15 protein-coding genes and 1 pseudogene are annotated in these 16,816 nt (G+C 39.5%); 3 read left to right on the top strand and 13 right to left on the bottom strand.

What is annotated here, in order from left to right; translation table 11 throughout:
• Window positions 1–26: 26 nt before the first annotated feature.
• Together VCASEI_RS14795 and VCASEI_RS14790 are read left to right on the top strand one after the other, a co-directional pair.
• Window positions 27–1,292, top strand: coding sequence for an efflux RND transporter periplasmic adaptor subunit (locus VCASEI_RS14795; protein ID WP_086961304.1), 1,266 nt, complete (start codon window positions 27–29; stop codon window positions 1,290–1,292).
• On the top strand, window positions 1,292–4,408 hold the full coding sequence (locus VCASEI_RS14790) for an efflux RND transporter permease subunit (protein WP_086961302.1): 3,117 nt from the start codon (window positions 1,292–1,294) through the stop codon (window positions 4,406–4,408). The genes VCASEI_RS14795 and VCASEI_RS14790 overlap by 1 nt, the downstream gene beginning before the upstream one ends.
• Window positions 4,409–4,517: 109 nt before the next feature.
• On the opposite strand, the gene VCASEI_RS14785 is transcribed toward VCASEI_RS14790, so the two are convergent.
• From VCASEI_RS14785 to VCASEI_RS14775, 3 genes are all read right to left on the bottom strand, one after another.
• Window positions 4,518–5,735 (bottom strand): HPP family protein, encoded by a 1,218-nt coding sequence (locus tag VCASEI_RS14785; RefSeq protein ID WP_086961380.1) that lies wholly within the window; start codon window positions 5,733–5,735, stop codon window positions 4,518–4,520.
• A 117-nt stretch (window positions 5,736–5,852) separates the two neighbouring features.
• The gene (locus VCASEI_RS14780) at window positions 5,853–6,791 is read right to left on the bottom strand and encodes a hypothetical protein (RefSeq protein WP_086961301.1); all 939 of its coding nucleotides are present in this window, start codon (window positions 6,789–6,791) and stop codon (window positions 5,853–5,855) included.
• A 142-nt stretch (window positions 6,792–6,933) separates the two neighbouring features.
• The gene (locus tag VCASEI_RS14775; RefSeq protein ID WP_086961299.1) at window positions 6,934–7,416 is read right to left on the bottom strand and encodes a YehS family protein; all 483 of its coding nucleotides are present in this window, start codon (window positions 7,414–7,416) and stop codon (window positions 6,934–6,936) included.
• Between the two features lie 290 nt (window positions 7,417–7,706).
• On the opposite strand from VCASEI_RS14775, the gene VCASEI_RS14770 reads away from it, so the two are divergent.
• Window positions 7,707–8,297: a porin family protein gene (locus VCASEI_RS14770; protein WP_107928098.1), complete on the top strand. Its 591-nt coding sequence runs from the start codon at window positions 7,707–7,709 to the stop codon at window positions 8,295–8,297.
• A 19-nt stretch (window positions 8,298–8,316) separates the two neighbouring features.
• Here VCASEI_RS14770 and VCASEI_RS14765 read toward each other — a convergent pair whose 3' ends face one another.
• The 10 genes and pseudogenes from VCASEI_RS14765 to VCASEI_RS14720 form a co-directional block, all read right to left on the bottom strand.
• A complete protein-coding gene (locus VCASEI_RS14765) occupies window positions 8,317–8,685 on the bottom strand; it encodes a SpoIIAA family protein (protein WP_086961297.1) in 369 nt (122 codons plus the stop codon).
• A gap of 249 nt (window positions 8,686–8,934) precedes the next feature.
• Entirely contained in the window at window positions 8,935–9,945 is a 1,011-nt protein-coding gene (locus VCASEI_RS14760) for a phospholipase A (protein WP_086961295.1), read from the bottom strand.
• Between the two features lie 231 nt (window positions 9,946–10,176).
• Entirely contained in the window at window positions 10,177–11,328 is a 1,152-nt protein-coding gene (add, locus tag VCASEI_RS14755) for an adenosine deaminase (RefSeq protein ID WP_162621077.1), read from the bottom strand.
• A 384-nt stretch (window positions 11,329–11,712) separates the two neighbouring features.
• On the bottom strand, window positions 11,713–12,273 hold the full coding sequence (locus tag VCASEI_RS14750) for an AAA family ATPase (RefSeq protein ID WP_086961291.1): 561 nt from the start codon (window positions 12,271–12,273) through the stop codon (window positions 11,713–11,715).
• Complete coding sequence (locus tag VCASEI_RS14745) at window positions 12,270–12,707, bottom strand: PTS sugar transporter subunit IIA (RefSeq protein WP_086961289.1); 438 nt, start codon at window positions 12,705–12,707, stop codon at window positions 12,270–12,272. Before VCASEI_RS14745 ends, VCASEI_RS14750 begins: the two co-directional genes overlap by 4 nt.
• Window positions 12,708–12,715: 8 nt before the next feature.
• The gene (locus VCASEI_RS14740; RefSeq protein WP_086961287.1) at window positions 12,716–12,997 is read right to left on the bottom strand and encodes a hypothetical protein; all 282 of its coding nucleotides are present in this window, start codon (window positions 12,995–12,997) and stop codon (window positions 12,716–12,718) included.
• Between the two features lie 59 nt (window positions 12,998–13,056).
• Window positions 13,057–13,899: a class II fructose-bisphosphate aldolase gene (locus VCASEI_RS14735; RefSeq protein WP_086961285.1), complete on the bottom strand. Its 843-nt coding sequence runs from the start codon at window positions 13,897–13,899 to the stop codon at window positions 13,057–13,059.
• Window positions 13,886–14,482: a PTS transporter subunit IIC gene (locus VCASEI_RS14730; protein ID WP_272948326.1), complete on the bottom strand. Its 597-nt coding sequence runs from the start codon at window positions 14,480–14,482 to the stop codon at window positions 13,886–13,888. Before VCASEI_RS14730 ends, VCASEI_RS14735 begins: the two co-directional genes overlap by 14 nt.
• Before the next feature lie 28 nt (window positions 14,483–14,510).
• A pseudogene (tnpC, locus tag VCASEI_RS14725) lies at window positions 14,511–15,932 on the bottom strand (IS66 family transposase).
• 99 nt (window positions 15,933–16,031) lie between these two features.
• Window positions 16,032–16,805 (bottom strand): PTS transporter subunit IIC, encoded by a 774-nt coding sequence (locus VCASEI_RS14720; RefSeq protein ID WP_238321415.1) that lies wholly within the window; start codon window positions 16,803–16,805, stop codon window positions 16,032–16,034.
• Between the last annotated feature and the right edge of the window lie 11 nt (window positions 16,806–16,816).

The following is a 16,816-nucleotide window of genomic DNA, read 5'->3' as shown; positions in this document are numbered from 1 at the left end:
AGGTTACCTGTTAAGGAAAACAGAATATGAAATATCATACTCCAATATTAGTCATCACTCTTAGTTTGATCATGCTCTTTGCCTGTACAGAGAGTGAGTATCCAGATAGCCCCTCTGCTGGATCAACACTCTCAAATTCACAATCAGAGCTAACTAACACAAACCCACCAATGGCGGTATCCGTGGCTCTTTTACAACAAGAAGAAAGCTATAATATATCCCATCGATTCATTGGTTTAGTGACCGCCAACCAACAGGCTAATTTAGGTTTTGAACGCAGCGGGAAGATTGCCAATATTCTCGTCCAAGTCGGTGAACAAGTTAAAAAAGATCAAATTCTGATCAAACTTGACATTGATATGCTGCAAAGCAGACAAAAACAAATTCAAGCACAACAAAGTAAAATTAAAGCTGAACTTGATCTTGCCAACAAAAAGTTGAAACGCCAAGCTTACCTAAAGGATAAAGGCTTTAGTGCCGATGCTAATATTGATGATCTTATCAGTCAAATTGGTGTATTAAAAGCCAGCACGCAAGAGCTCCATGAAACCCTTAAAGCCAATTTATTAGAACAAAAAAAATCCGTTTTAACGGCTCCATATTCAGGTCTGATCAGTCAACGATTCATTTCTCTTGGTGATATTGTCAATGTTAGCACGCCGACCCTAACGCTACTTTCGGATGAAAAACCGGAGTTACACGTTGGTATTCCAACAAAATACCTTCCTCAATTAACACAACAAGATCAATTTGAAGTTGAAATAGGCAGTCAACTTTACTTAATAAAGCGTATTAATTCTGGTACTCAGGTCGATAATCTATCAAGAACCGTTAATTTACGTTTTGCATTACCGGAGGATCAAGATTGGATAAACGGACAGCTAGGTTATCTTAACTTTCAAGACCCCCAGCAATCTAATGGATTTTGGGTTCCACTATCGGCATTAACAAATGGAATAAGAGGCACATGGAATATTTATGTTGTGACTCAACAAAAAGACCAACTCAGTACCGAACGACGCAGTGTTGACCTCGTTTATGCCAATAGCCATCATGCTTATATCCGTGGGGCGATTAGTCATAATGAAGCCTTTGTTACCCAAGGGTTACACCGTATTGTTCCGGGTCAACGTATTTCAGCCCTTTCAGAAGACATCGATTTAAAACCGTCCCCTCCAAGCCTTAATCATCCCACAGTTCAAGAAATTAAAAACAATGAGTCATCAAAACAGGAGATGTTCATTAAAACATCATTAGAGAAAACCCTTTCAACATCAGTGGTAGGTCGATAATGAAAAGTATCTTAAGAAACTCTCGTCTATTGATTTTGTTGATTGCATTACTGATCGTAGCAGGAATCGCCGCACTCTATTCGCTTCCTCGTATTGAAGACCCTATCATTAGTAATCGCTTTGCTAATGTGAGCATCATTTTTCCAGGGGCAACCGCTCAACGAGTCGAAATATTAGTGACCGAGCCCGTTGAATCCGCACTAAGGGAAGTCAGTGAAGTTAAAGAAATATCTTCAGTATCGAAAGATGGTGTGTCTATCATCACACTTGAACTTCACGATAATGTCACCAAGCCAGAGCCGGTTTGGTCAAAGGTAAGAGATAAACTCGATGATGCATCAAGAGTATTACCACAAGGCGCAGAAGAACCCACTTTCAGTAGCGATCATACTTATGCATTCACCATTCTTACCGCATTAACGTGGGAACACGGCAGCCCTGACAATTTATTAACGCTCAACCGCTATGCGAAAGAATTAACCATGCAAATGCGCAATGTTGCTGGTACTGAATTTATTGATGAATATGGCAACCCCGATGAAGAAATTTTGATCAGCATTCATTCATCTGACATCAGTTTATTAAAAGGATCAGCGCTCAGTTTGAGTAATCAAATTCAAGGTGGTGATGCCAAAAACTCGGCCGGAGAACTCTTTAATCAGCAGCACCGTTTCTCTGTGGAATTAAACACGGCCACTGATTCTCTTAATACCCTGCGAGCTTTCCCTATTAATATCACGAAAAATGGAGAAATTACTCGTTTAGGGGACATTGCAACAGTTAAACATCAAGCTCGTCATCCAAGTTCCAATATTGCTTTAATCAATGGAAAACCCGGCATCATAGTAGCGATTCGTATGCAACCTGAATGGCGTGTCGATTTATGGACCAATAATATTAATGAAAAGCTCAACCAGTTTGAACAATCATTACCAAGTAACATTAAACTTACACAGCTGTTTAGCCAACAACACTACACTGAAGATCGTTTAACAAACCTAGTAAAAAGTATGTTACTTGGTCTTAGCCTTATTCTTTTTGTGTTGTTGTTTACTCTGGGTTGGCGAGGTGCAGCCATTGTTGCTATATCCTTACCTCTTACCACGCTTTCTACTCTTGCGATGATGAATTTTACCGGTATTCCCATCAATCAGATGTCGGTCACAGGTTTGATCGTCGCGTTAGGCATCATGGTCGATAACACGATTGTCATGGTCGATACCATACAAACTTATCGACAAAAAGGTATGGCTCCGTTGCAAGCTTCTTATAAAGCGATAAAAAACTTATGGGTGCCATTATTAGGATCTACGCTGACCACCATACTAGCATTTGCTCCGATCTTTTTAATGCCCGGTGCGACAGGTGAATTTGTTGGTGCCATAGCAATAACCGTTTCTTTTTCACTGCTTAGCTCTTATGTTATCGCCCATACCATTATTGCTAGCTTAGCGGGACGATTTTTCCCCAAAAACACCACACCATCAAATAAGCAAGCTCACTATAAATGGTATCATGTCGGGATTAGAGCCCCATTACTTAGTCGTTGGTTTTCAAACACCATACATTCAGCGCTCGCCTCACCATTCAAAACCGTATCACTTATGTTGATTTTACCGCTTTCCGGATTCTATTTTATGAATCAACTCACGATGCAGTTCTTCCCACCCGCTGATAGGGACATGTTCGAAATACAGCTATACATGCCGCCACAATCAACCATTTACGCAACACAAGATACGGTTAAAGACGTTAGCCAATTATTAAAAAAGAATCCAGAAATTGAACAAGTTAATTGGATGATTGGGAAAAACTTTCCTGCTTTTTATTACAACATGGTCGTTGGAAAAGTTAATACACCGAATTTTGCTCAAGCTATGGTAAAGGTCAGTGATTATCAGTCTGCCAATCGTTTAATTCCTAAACTGCAAGAGCAAGTTAACCAAGCTTTTCCACAAGCACAAATATTAGTAAAAAAGCTAGAACAAGGCCCCCCTTTTAATGCACCGATTGAGGTCAGAATATTTGGTCCAGATTTAGAGAAATTGAAACAATATGGGGAAGATATTCGCTTGTTGATGGTTAAAACGCCATTTGTTACCCACACTAAGGAAACCTTATTGGCTGGTGCACCAAAAATAAAAGCCAATATTCAAGAAGAAGCTGATATACAAGGCTTCACCTTACGAGGAATTGCCCAAGTATTAAACGCCTCCCTCACAGGAATAGAACAAGGATCGTATATTGATGGCACCGAGTCATTACCGATTAAAGTACGGGTTAATGACTCAGAAAGAGGCAATATGTCTCAGCTTAAAAACCTCTACTTTCCGATGCAAGGCCAAGATATTGGCATCAGTTTTTCATCACTAGCGGAATTAAGTTTAGTCCCGACCCTCGGGGAGATCCCACACCTTAATGGCTTAAGACTTAATACCATTGAAGGCTTTGTTCAAGCTGGCGTGATACCGCAAGCCGCCCTAAATATCTTCACTCCTAAGCTCAATGAATACATTAAGAGTTTGCCCTCTAACTATTGGGTAGAAATTGGTGGTGAATCATCAGAACGCAATGACTCCGTCAACAAATTAATGTCAAACTTATTAATGGTATTTACTTTAATGTTTATTGTGGTGGTATTATCGTTTAACTCTTTCAAACTCAGTGGCATCATTTTCTTAGTCGGATTTTTATCGGCAGGATTAGGGCTACTGTCTATTTATATTTTTAACTACCCATTTGGCTTTACCGTCATTATAGGGCTACTCGGTGTGGTCGGCTTAGCCGTGAATGCTGCCATCGTCATCTTAGCCGAATTGAAACAAGACGAGGCTGCCTGTCATGCGGATAAATCGGCCATCGTACGTGGTGTTTTATCTTGCGGAAGACACATCACCTCTACGACCATTACCACTGTGGGCGGATTTATTCCATTGATTTTAGCCGGTGGCGGCTTCTGGCCACCTTTCGCTATAGCGATTGCAGGCGGTACAGTGCTAACCACATTATTATCTTTCTATTTAGTCCCGACACTATTTTATCTTGCTCACTGTCGTCAACGCCATACGACACAAGCTGAGGCTACAAATTCAGAGGTTCACGAGGCATTAGTATAATGTTAAAAAATGGCTGCGAAGTTTATATACGGCCATTTATTATCGCTCCCCTTTCAGTCTTATTACTTTTTTGAGTTCCCAACCGGTTAGAACTCAAAAGTAGCTAAGGTTAATCCTTTTGATTAACTTGATATAACGCGCCAATTAAATCGGACTGGGTAATAATGCCACACAGCTTTTGTTCAGAATCTAAAACGGGAATATGGTGTAAACCAATGTCTGAAAGTAATGGCACTAATGCAACGATATGATCGGTATCTTTTACCGCAACGACATTCGTTACCATAAGATCTTGAACGAGATTATTCACTTCTTTACTATGTTTGCGTTTCACCAACATGCGATTTACATGCTTAAGTAGCCCGGAATAACTCGGTACCGATAAGTTCTTCAAAAAATCAACACTTGAGATAACGCCTAATAATTCTTTTTCCTCATTAACGACTGGTAACATGCTGATTTTATGTTTATGAAGCAGCCTCCATGCTTGCCCTAATGATGTATTGGCGCGTACGGTAATAACATCAGAAGACATAATATCGCGGCTTAAAATTTCGCCGCTTCGACGCTGATAAGCATTCCGCTGCGCTTCTTGATAAATTTGCTCTAAATCTTGTTCGCTGACGGCCAATACCGTATCAAAACGGTTAATTGCCACCATCAAATCTTCTTTTTGTAACCCTAAACGTTTCAGCGGAGTTTGATCATGATGCAAATGAACCGGATCGTAACTTGGTAGTGGTTTGCTCCATTTTCTGCGCATGATCAAACGATTTAACAACTGGCTCATCACAAAGAACACCGCAATATTAATCATAATTGGGTATAAAATTTGTATATCAATCGCCATGTGTTGCGAAGCTAACGCGGGGATCAATGCGGTCGCTGCTGCGGGTGGGTGCATACATTCAAAAATATACATCGCCATTAATACCAACGCGATGGTTGCCCCAGCTAATAATGCGAAATCATGAATGAAAAAAGTCAGTACAAAACCAATTGTCGCCGATAAGCTATGCCCAACAATAAAACACCATGGCTTGGCAAGTGGACTGGTTGGCAATGCAAATAAAATAACAGAAGATGCCCCCATTGAACCAATCAGAATGATCACCGCTTCTTCGTTTTGAATTTGTAGGCTTACGGTAACGACCATAAATAAAGTAATAAATGCCGTAACCGCCACTTTAATTCGTTCGATAAGTGGAATAGCAGAAAGGGTTTGCTCGTCAGCATGTTCAATACCCAACTGAAGTAGAAAACGTGAGAATGCTTTTTGAGTATGTTGATAAAGATATTGAAAAAACTGACGTAAAAAAAGCTGCATTAGAAGTATGTCAATAGAGTTAAAAGCGCACATCATAAACAATTGCCCAACAACTATGCAACATCAAACCTCATAGCATCATCAAATTGTTTTTTATATGTTATAGCTATAAAGATATTACCACCATGAAAGATTCGGATCGTGCTCTGCAACCCAAACAGGATTTTGCCTGGCTTCAAAATACAGCTGCAAACCATAGTAGTTCATGTAACATTGCGGACCGCCTAAATGCGCAAACTCATCAAAAAAAGCGTCTTCTTGCTGGCATAAATATTCCAAGCTTTTAATGTCATTCTTCAGTGCCCATTGAATCGATGAAATGGTCGCTAAACCATCACCAATCGCCACTTCTTCTATTCCATGAAATTGGCCTGCGTATTTTGCTTGTTCTAGCATATCGTCTTGATCATCTTGTTGTTGGCGTATTTCATCTAAAATTTTATTACGTTGGTATGCAGTAATCGCTTTATTTAATTTGGCAATTCTTAATGCGTAAGTTAGGCGATCTGGGCCTAATATATCCACCAAACTGGGTAATAATTCAGCATCTAAACGCAGCGCTTTGATCAAATGTTCAAGGCAAGTATTCAGTGACATATAACGCACACCATCGAACTCAAAACCATACGATTCATCATCGCCTTCCACTAACATGCTGTCGAGGGCAACAGGCCAACCTTGGTAAGACACTCGATCTTTAGCAATCAAGTACATGGCCCAAGCACTTTCGCCAAACCCACCTAATAATGCACCAGAAAACTCAGATTCTTTCAGCTCTTCTTCTGTCCAGTTTTGCCCTATTGCTAAATGGTCGGAATATTTATCCATCATGGAACGTTTAACTTGATCCCGAACCGCCCAAATGGAAGATACATCACTCGCCACCGTGACCACGGCACATTCCGAACATGCAGGAATACTCATAGGGTCATGTTCAAGAAAACGTTGGTTGTTCGGGTTTTTAGGAAGATCAAATGAACGTGAAGACGGCTCGCCACAAAACCAACAGGTGTATCTGAAGTTAAACGGAATATCGATATAAGTATAAGCAGACATATTGAAAAGCCTTGGTGCAAATTAAATGAAAATTCAGGGTAATCACCATGATACTTATCTGTTCGACGGCATTACACGCATAAAAAACCGCTTAACCAGTGAGTAACCAGTAAGCGGCTGATTCAGTTTCCATCCACCAGACTTAATCTTGAAATTCGGTGGTATCCTCTGGGCGTAATTGGCGCTGAACACCGAACAAAAAGTTACGCAAGATTTGATCTTTACATTCACGGTAATGTTTGTTTTCAGGCTTACGGAAAAAGGCGCTGAGTTCATGTTTACTTACGTTAAAATCAACCACTTTTAAAGTATCGAGAATATCTTCTGCTTTCATGTTCAAAGCAATACGTAATTTCATGAAGACCATATTATTGGTTAAGCGTTTTTCGGGCTGAGGTTGTTCACCTTCACGCTTGCCACGTTTGGTATTAATCAAACCGTTTAAGAAAATAGCCAGTTCAGTATCGGTTAAATTTACACAATCAGTATCGTCTTCTTTTTTCAACCAATTGATCACTTGTTGTCGACTTACTTCATGATCGGCAGCAGCGAAAATGTCCACCATTGCGGCGTCTTTAAAATCAAAAGTATAGCGAATACGGCGTAAGATATCGTTATTGGTCAAAATGGATCCTAAATAAAATAAGTAAGGGCAGCCAGTGAGCTACCCTATTTCAATGCACATTAGTCTAACAGAGTTCATGAAAGCCACCTATCAATTTAGGTCGAATATTTCTTTTACTCTCAGCTTATGCGGTAATCAAAAAGTGCCTATTTGAAACAATAGATCCCCCTTAAATTAAGTGATCACCACCCATAATCTAAATGATATATTTTACATTCTCTTTTTTTTTATAGCAATTTACAGTACCGTGAAATGACAAACTATAAAACGGCATAAAGTAGAGGAAATAGATGATTCGATTTAGCAAACAACTCTATCTTATACCATTGTTAGCAGTTAGCCATTGGGCTGAAGCAAAGGTGATGATCACTCCGATGATAGGTTATACACTTGGAGGCAGTGTCGAAGATAACAATGGTAATAAATATGATATGCAATCAAATGAAAGCTATGCTATTGCCATTGAAACCCCTATTGATAATGGTCGAATTGGCCTATTTTATTCCCACCAAAGAACCCAACTAGAGAAACTGGGATTTGATTCCCCTCTTCAATATTTACACTTACAAAGTAGCCTCGACTTGCCTATTAATCCTCACTTAACAACCTATGTAGGTGTGGGTTTCGGTGCTTCCTATGTCGATGTCACCTGGGCTGATAATAAATACGGATTTTCAGCTACTGGATTTGTCGGCATGGAATATAAAATCACCAATAAACTATCCATTAATGGGCAATTACGCTGGTTAGGTACGGTGGTTGACAGTAATTCAAATACCTTATGTGGTTACAATCCAAAAACGCAAAATTGCCTAATACAGTTTGAATCAGATTGGATGAACCAATTTCAATCAAATATTGGTATGACATTTAGATTTTAAAGAGAAAACCATCACTCTATTATTTATCTTTCAACCAAGTTAATGCTTCCAGTTCTTGAGCGAGTGTGAATCCTTTTATTTCAAGATTAGGAATGATTGCCCCTTCAAACTCACTGGCTTTTTTCACCCATTCTTTATCGGTTAATACCGCGGCACGATTAAATTGTTTCATCAGCGATAATAGCTCCGGCATCCTTGATATTTCTTCACCAATAGCGCCCATAGAAGGCCACTGAAGATTCGACACCCGGTAAAGCATCATGCCATTGTGAACACCGACAGATTCAGTCACAAGTTCATCAAGTGCAACTTTCATGCTGTTTCTATCTAACTTACCATTGAGTTCAATATAAAGAAGGTTGTCGTTTTGGCGCGTGACTGTAAACATTATTTCGCTCCTAATTAGTGGCTATAAAAATGAATGAAATCGTTACCCTAACAGTAGCACTCTATAAGTAAGAAAATACCGTTTTAACCAAAACATGAAAAAATGATCATTTTGCTGACTTTAGACAAAACAATAGGCCATTTTTAAACATGAAATCTATGCAGAAGGTGAAAATGGAATTCTTTAAAAGAAAAAGCTTAACCATTATGATTAAGCTTTCAATAAGACCGATCTAAAAATTAAGAGAAGCTATAACAATTCCGTTATCGCGATACCAATACCGACTCTTTGTTGATTTTGATCATAATCAATCAAGCTGCTGCCATAACCCGTAGAATACTTAGTATAACCACGAATTTTCCCCCAAATAGGAAAACTGACGCCTATTTCAGCGAAGCCTTTGTTGGTTGAAAAGTTTTCTCGGCCAAGGAAAGAGAATTCCAGTTTATTCCACTTATAAGCACTCGTTAATTCAAAATGCCCCATGTAATCTTCAATATCAGGGTTATCATCACCACTGGGATCCATCGGGGAATCTTTTTCGTCTTCTGGAATGCGCCACCAAGGTTGTAATGCAACAACAAAGTTATCCTTAGCGAAATAAAATTGACTGTATACACGGTTCCAGCTACGGGATAACCCTTGTCGTTGCCCATTAGATTCATGCTCAATACCAAAACCAAAGGCCGTTTTACCACCAAATGGCGTCCAACCAGTTGGGGTCACATAAAAGATCTCGGGACGATAATTGGTTTCACGAAATGGGCGAGAGATCTCTTGTGAATAAATTTGCCAAAATGATTTCAGTGTCATACCAAAATACAGGCCATCGCCTTCAAACATCAAATCAGAATAGTTAAGCGGGATCTTAAAGCTTATTTGGAATTCAGCTTCAGCATGGCGTAAACCCTCTCCCCAATCAGTATCTGCATAAGCCTCTTTATTAATGCTATCGCTGTACGTCACAGGTAATAAATAATTTAAACGGTGAGCGGTGATCACATAAGGTTCAAAGGCTGTTTCTCGTTCAGATTTAACCCTTTGTTCAATCAAACTGTCTTGAGACGTTTTTAGTCCGGCATCAGGATCAGACACCACACTAAGTTGGCACTGGCTGCGCACACTTTCAATGGTTTCATCACCTTGTTGCTGTTTAATTTTATCCAACAAACACAAATCGTACGCACTTGGTGTTTCCGCCCAAGCAAAAGAAGTACAAAACACGTTCATCAGTAATATAGAAATAGCCTTCTCTTTCATCACATGTCCTTTGCCCGTATTAACCGCATTTAGGCTAACAACTTATATGGGTAATTTATATAACTATCTACAAGTGATGACAAACAGATAGATGCCTATACGACATCAAGAGGCAGTTTGAAAAGTCAAACAGATTGGACCAACAAAAGACAAAAAGAACAAGGCAAAAGCCAGTGATAAGTTAAATGAAAGCAGACAGATACACCGTGCTCTGCCTGCTTTACTAAAGAGCTAGGGTTTGTTTTTCACTCGAGATTGCAAGCGTGTTTTCAGTGCCCCATCAGGCAAATTAGCGGCATGAATTTCTAGATCTTGCCAATCTTGATCAGTGAAAACATCATAGGTGCTCATGATCATATCGTGTTTAATATCATCAGAGACGAACGCCGCTTCCAAAGCACACAAAGTCACATCCAATAATTCCACCCGAGAAAACCCAAATACAGTGGCGGCAATATGATATTCCTTACCCACATCGGTACCAAATAATCCGGCATCATCAGTATTCACCGATAACCGAACGCCTTTTTCATATAAACGACGCAAAGGATGATTATCCAATGTTTGTTCAAACTCGGTCACCAGAATACGGTTACTGGTTGGGGCGACTTCCAACGTAATATTGTCACGAATAAGCTTCTCGATTAACTCATCATCTTTAATCGCCGCAATACCATGACCAATACGTTTGGCACCAAACGCCAATGCATCGCGAATACTTTCCGGCCCACGGATTTCACCGGCATGATAAGATTTAGGTAGTGGGATATTATCGATCAGTTCGTGAACATAAATGAAATCTTCAAACTCCCCTGCCATTTCATTGCCCGCAATATTAAAACCTGTGACCATTTTACGCGGGTTTTTTGCTATGAAATCAGCACTCAGATCTAAATGTTCCCTACTCAAATGCCGTACACCACACGCTTGTAAACGAGTTTCTGTACCATATTCCTCTTTTACTTCATTAATGGCACGTTCAATGGCATCCATGAAGTCATGATACTTATCAGCATTAAGCAATACCTTTCCTTGAGCATCTTCTTGGTAACACAGGTGAAAAGCAGAGGTAATCATTTCACAATAGATCATTCCTTGCTGAGCATTGCGTAAGAGGTAATCTTTCATGATGAGGTAATAATCATCAGCATCACGAACTAAATCGGCAACAACATCGTAAGCAGTAACAAAAGCGCCAAAATCCGTTTCATCATATTGATAACGTCCATTTGGAAAAGCATCTTTATCGTAAGCTCCCTCTGGATATAAAAAATCATCTGGCAGAGATACGTTGTGCTTTTTCGCTAAAACAAGAGCAGTTTCAGGGGTCACTGAACCTTCAATATGTTCGTGCAAAATCACTTTTGGAAGTGGGGTATTCATAATACTGCCTCTTGTTTGTCTATATAGGTTTAATTTTACACTCAAGTTGCGGTAAGGCATCAAATCGCGCTAGCAAAGCCACAATTTACAACGACAACTGCAATATCTTGGTATCAATATTCAGGCTCAAAATGCCCATAAAATGAGGTGATCAAAAGCATGTAAATCATCACCATTTCTTAATGGGCACTAACGATACCGTCAATTTAGCGAAGTACAATATAAACTTTAGATAAATATGCTCATTACCACAAAGCAAACGATACCTTAAGCAATCACTGAATCATCCACTGATTAATACATCTATATATGAAATAAACAGAAGCATTATAATTTAAGTCATAAAGACATTTTTTATCGAGAACGTCTCTCTAATACATACCTTTATGCTCTTATTTTTTGCTGTGTTAGTTTTTCAGTTATTGACCGAAAGATGTGAGCCATATCGATCGTTTTATCTTGATCGACAGTGATGACATCACTCACCATCATCGGTTTAGCTTTTTCAGCCAATATAGAAAGCTCCGGTAAATATTCTTCTTTTGGGTGCTTATCTGAGCGATATGGAATCCGTTTTTTATAACGTTGCATCGCAGTCTCTCCAGAAATACTATTCCAAATTTCAAGGACATGTGTCACACCCGATCGGTTTAGATATTCAAGTAAGTCTTCTCGCGGCTGAAACCCAAACCAAGCATCAATCACAAAACTATTATGATGTGGTGATTGGGCTACAATATCCCAAATCACCTGATATGCTGCTTTACCTAATGCACGATTTATTGTTCGATTATAATTTTCTGTCACCATCATAAATGGCTCTTTAATCGTATCAATAGACAAATAAGTAAAATTAAAGTGCTCAGCGACCTGATGCGCAACAGAACTCTTCCCTGAAGCAGGAACCCCATTAACTAAAATCACGAATTTATATTCAGAGGTCATATCATCTCCAATAATTCTTGTCGACTCGTTGCATTTCTAATAGCGTTAATCTTACGTTCATCATCCAGCATCGTGACAATAGAACCAATCCCCTGTTCAATATGAGCATTGCTATCCATTGCTCCAAATAAAATAATAATATCTGCAGGCACACTTCCATTAAAAGAGACAGGATTAGTGAGAACGACTAAACTAAAACAATTCTTCAAAACACCACACTCCGGCCGAGCATGAGGAATAGCTATACCTTCATCGAAAACATAATAAGCACCGTTATCATTCGTACTGTCTATTACAGATTGAGAATACGTTTTTTCTAAATAGCCATTCTTTATTAGAGGAGCTGCCGCTAAATTGATGATTGCTTTCCAGTCTGTTTCACATATTCCTAATTGAATGGCATCTGATTCGATCAATAATTCTTTTATATTCATAAATAGACCTATAAATGTTTGCGTGTCGTGTTTCTTAAATCATCTATCTTTAAAAACACATCATCGATTTTGTTCTTGAAGCCTGGTGTTTTTGCAAAAACTTTCAACGCTTTATTGTATTCAAGCATTAATACTTTATGAGTTTCTGCATTCGTCTCATCTTCCATCAATTGATGTTCTAGTGTTTGAATACGCAACTCTATTTCTATCGCGTCCGTATTATTTACTGCTGATTGCTCTGTATTCATCGTTGGTTTCGATGTGAATACAGATTGTATAAACTTCAACATATCGTCTCCTTAATCAGCCGCCAATTTCTTGGCGACCATAAGATGATTAATATTTGTTATTATTGAAATAGTTGAATTTTTTGCTTTAATACTTCTTTCACTGCATCATTCGCCGGAATTAAAAATTTTCGGACACTGTCATCTACTTTTCCTGCCGCACATGTTTTTTGAATATTATCAACCCACTGTACATTCATTTCCGTCCCGACATTGACTTTCTCAATCCCCTTACCAACCACTAAACGCATATCTTCATTACTCACCCCCGTTCCACCATGTAGCACTAAAGGTGTCTTCGTTATTTGAGTAATTTTATTTAATAATTCATGTTGTATATTAGTTTTAGATGTGTATGAGCCATGTACTGTACCGATTGAAATAGCCAACATATCTACATTAGTTCCGTCGACAAAAGCTTGTACTTCTTCCGGAGTGGTAAATGCAATATCATTTTCATGAACCGCTTTACCATCTTCACTACCACCAATCGCCCCTAGCTCCCCTTCCACGGTAATGTTACGAGGATGTGCATAAGCAATAACAATTTTTGTATTGGCTATATTTTCGGCTAGAGGCAGATGAGAACCATCGTACATTACAGAGCTAAAACCTGAGTCAATAGCTTTTTTAATGTCGTCAATATTAGAGCAATGATCTAAATGTAAGCATGCTGGAACGTCCATTGTTTTAGACAATGACTTAATTGAATCAACAATCAACTCATGACCTAAAAATAGTGCTGTCCCTGTCGAAATTTGTATCATCAAAGGTGAATTTGTTTCTTTCGCAGCTTTAAAGAAAGCAGGTAGCATTTCCAAGCAATGTAAGTTAAACGAACCAAGAGCTTGAAATCCACGTTCTTTAGCTATGGCACGAAGTTCGGTAAAATTATAAAGTTTCATGTGATAATCCCTTAAGGTCATTATTAATACTACGGTGAACAAAATACGTAACAGCGATAACGAATACGCTGAATACACTTACAAATAGCCAGTTGCCATTGAATGCGTTACCAAGGACAAGCCCAGTTGAGATAACATCGGAGTCACTGAACGTCACCCCAACAAAACCATAACTTTCAAGCAATGGAATTAAAATTGCTGGGAGTAATGTAATAAATAGGCCATGTACAACCCCCCCAATAACCGCACCGCGACGCCCTCCCATCGCATTACCAAACACACCTGCTGTACCGCCAGCAAAAAAGTTAGTCAATAACCCTGGTAATATCATTGCGAGACCAAACATAGGGAATACCAACATCCCGATAATTGAACCGACCGTTGTCGCAAGAAAACCAACAATGACGGCATTGGGGGAGTAAGGAAATAAAACGGGACAATCGAGGGCTGGCTTAGCATCTGGCACCAACTTCATGGCAATACCCCTAAATGCAGGCACTAGCTCATTAAGCAGTAAACGTACGCCGGCATACAGCACAAATACGCCTGCAACAAATGTTATTGACTGCATAAATGAATACATTAAATAATTGTAACTATTCACCCACGAGCTATTGACGACGGTTTACGCTAAAAAATACTGGCGCCTGATAATCAACTCTCAACATGTGATGTTCGACGATTTCACGCAGCCATTTATAAGCAGAGACCTGCTGAAGTTTGGCTGTTTCTATCAGCGAGAACATTCGTTCGCGGAACTGGTCGCCTCGATATGAGCGAGTCACGTAACAACACTTCCTCATCAGTATGTAATTACGGAGAACTCGCTCCGCTGCGTTGTTTGTTAACGGGCACTCGGAGTCGTCCATAAACCGCCAGACCATGGCATCATCAGCGATGAGGTTTCGACATCTACCTCGATATCGTTTTGAGCATTGATAACTACCCAATTTGAGCCAATGAAGCCAGCTCTTTCGTAATCGCCTGAGTCGGCGGTAATATTGGCTTTCGGTAATTTTTTCTTCGATATATCGGTGATGACACCTGAATACGCTATGAGCGATTAAAGCGAGTTTTTCTCCGATTTTTTGGTTTTCAGGACAAACGCTTTCCTCGATAGCGATGACGTTCCTTAATATGTGAGCCCAGCATAATTGGCGCTTAGATTCGTCGATATATTTGTAGGCAGAATATTGGTCAGTCACTAAAAGGTGTGAAACCGCTTCACCAAGTAGTCGTTTGGCAGCATGTTGGTTTCTTCCACTGTTAATTTAGAAAAAGGCTACGTCATTGCTGAGTGCGGCCCACATCCAGCGTTTATCATTATTGCGCTGATGCGAAGTCTCATCAGCCATAATCAGTTTAGATGCTTTGACTGTTTCATGAATTTGAGTATGAGTATCGGCTAAGTATTCAGTGACTCGTCCTTGCGCCGCTGATATTGCACCTGTTGAGAAGTTAAGCTGGAAGACGTCTTTCAACATAGATTGTATTTTACCTATGCTTTGGTGGTGCTGCGTCGCCTGGATTGCGATAAAGCTATGTAGATTTGACCCCATTTGAACATCGGGCACAGACTCTGGAAGCTCCGCTTGATGCTTATCACCACACCATGAGCACTCGCCTTTAAAAATTTGATGTTCAACAAGCGTGTATGAGATATCTGGCAAGTCAAAGATTTGGTGTCGTTTATAAGGTTTTCGATTTGGAATAACACACCCACCGCAGTGGCATATCTTATTCGGTAAATATTGCTCAACCGAGGCGCTCTCTTCAATAGGATGAAGCAGTCGGCGATGGCCTTTATGACCTGGTTGAGCTCCTTGCTTTTTTCCAGATTTCTTCCGATTCGGCGAAGTATTTTTAGCTTTATTATGCAGGGGTTGTTGAGATGATGGCACAGAAGAGTTGCGACTATTTTGGTTTAGCCTATCTTCAAGCTCAGCCAACTTATTCCATAAAAAGTGGATGATATCTTTCGCCTCTTCAGGCGAATCGAAATCTGGCGGTGGAGGTAATGTTTTCTTATTCATACCTCCAGATTGCCACCACAAAAAGATCACTCAAGTTGAATGTGGGATCAAGTTAACTCAGTCACATAAATTTGCTGTCAATAGCTCCTGGGTGAATAGTTACAAATAATTAACACCATTAGACATGGGATCAATAAACTCAGGACCTGCGGCTATTGCGGGGATTAAGTACATTGGCACCATAACAACAGCCATAGATAAATAGGTGTCATTAAGAAACTTAAACCCATCAGGTAATTCAATATCTTCAATTGATTTTGAGTTCTTACCGACAACTTTAGCGACAGCAGCCTGAACTAAGTAGCCAATCGTACAAAAGTGTCCAAGCGCGACGTCATCAGAGTCCGTTATTTTTCTTACAACAGGTTGGGCAATAGCCGGCATCAGAACCGCCATAATTCCACCAAAAATACCTCCAGTTAAAATCAATGGTAACCCTGTGAGCCCTGCTTTATAACCAATGACAGTACCTATGGTTGCCATCCATAATAATGCTTGCCCGGTTAAGAAAATATATTTCCACGGTGTAATTCTGGCTATAACAATGTTCGTAATGAATATAACCAATAATGTTAAAGCGACTTCTGAACCTAACTCTCTATTAGCTAGCCCGGCAATAGCGGCAACATCGGTTATATACCCTGTCATACCAAAGCCGTGACTAAATATAGTATTTAAAAATGTGAGAGTCTCTACGATGATATTTATACCGGCCATCATCACTAAAAAACCTAATAATGTTTTAAATGTCCCTTCAATCGTTTTACCAAAAGATTTCTTTTGTAGTATCAACCCCAACATGGCAATAAATGCAATGAGTATTGATGCTTGCCCTAATAAGTCATGGATTATAAAATTAAAAAATTGATTCATTCTAACCTCGA

The organism is Vibrio casei (assembly GCF_002218025.2).
In the GTDB taxonomy this organism is placed as follows: domain Bacteria; phylum Pseudomonadota; class Gammaproteobacteria; order Enterobacterales; family Vibrionaceae; genus Vibrio; species Vibrio casei.
The sequence above is the reverse complement of the archived record's forward strand: the minus strand, read 5'-3'. Positions and strand labels throughout refer to the sequence as shown.

Excerpts from the sequence above, each read along its gene's own strand:
- VCASEI_RS14780 (WP_086961301.1), bottom strand. The coding sequence starts at position 6,791 with ATGTCTGCTTATACTTATATCGATATTCCGTTTAACTTCAGATACACC.
- VCASEI_RS14745 (WP_086961289.1), bottom strand. The coding sequence starts at position 12,707 with ATGAATATAAAAGAATTATTGATCGAATCAGATGCCATTCAATTAGGA.
- add (WP_162621077.1), bottom strand. The coding sequence starts at position 11,328 with ATGAATACCCCACTTCCAAAAGTGATTTTGCACGAACATATTGAAGGT.
- VCASEI_RS14760 (WP_086961295.1), bottom strand. The coding sequence starts at position 9,945 with ATGAAAGAGAAGGCTATTTCTATATTACTGATGAACGTGTTTTGTACT.
- VCASEI_RS14750 (WP_086961291.1), bottom strand. The coding sequence starts at position 12,273 with ATGACCTCTGAATATAAATTCGTGATTTTAGTTAATGGGGTTCCTGCT.
- VCASEI_RS14735 (WP_086961285.1), bottom strand. The coding sequence starts at position 13,899 with ATGAAACTTTATAATTTTACCGAACTTCGTGCCATAGCTAAAGAACGT.
- VCASEI_RS14785 (WP_086961380.1), bottom strand. The coding sequence starts at position 5,735 with ATGCAGCTTTTTTTACGTCAGTTTTTTCAATATCTTTATCAACATACT.
- VCASEI_RS14770 (WP_107928098.1), top strand. The coding sequence starts at position 7,707 with ATGATTCGATTTAGCAAACAACTCTATCTTATACCATTGTTAGCAGTT.
- VCASEI_RS14720 (WP_238321415.1), bottom strand. The coding sequence starts at position 16,805 with ATGAATCAATTTTTTAATTTTATAATCCATGACTTATTAGGGCAAGCA.
- VCASEI_RS14730 (WP_272948326.1), bottom strand. The coding sequence starts at position 14,482 with ATGTATTCATTTATGCAGTCAATAACATTTGTTGCAGGCGTATTTGTG.
- VCASEI_RS14740 (WP_086961287.1), bottom strand. The coding sequence starts at position 12,997 with ATGTTGAAGTTTATACAATCTGTATTCACATCGAAACCAACGATGAAT.
- VCASEI_RS14765 (WP_086961297.1), bottom strand. The coding sequence starts at position 8,685 with ATGTTTACAGTCACGCGCCAAAACGACAACCTTCTTTATATTGAACTC.
- VCASEI_RS14795 (WP_086961304.1), top strand. The coding sequence starts at position 27 with ATGAAATATCATACTCCAATATTAGTCATCACTCTTAGTTTGATCATG.
- VCASEI_RS14790 (WP_086961302.1), top strand. The coding sequence starts at position 1,292 with ATGAAAAGTATCTTAAGAAACTCTCGTCTATTGATTTTGTTGATTGCA.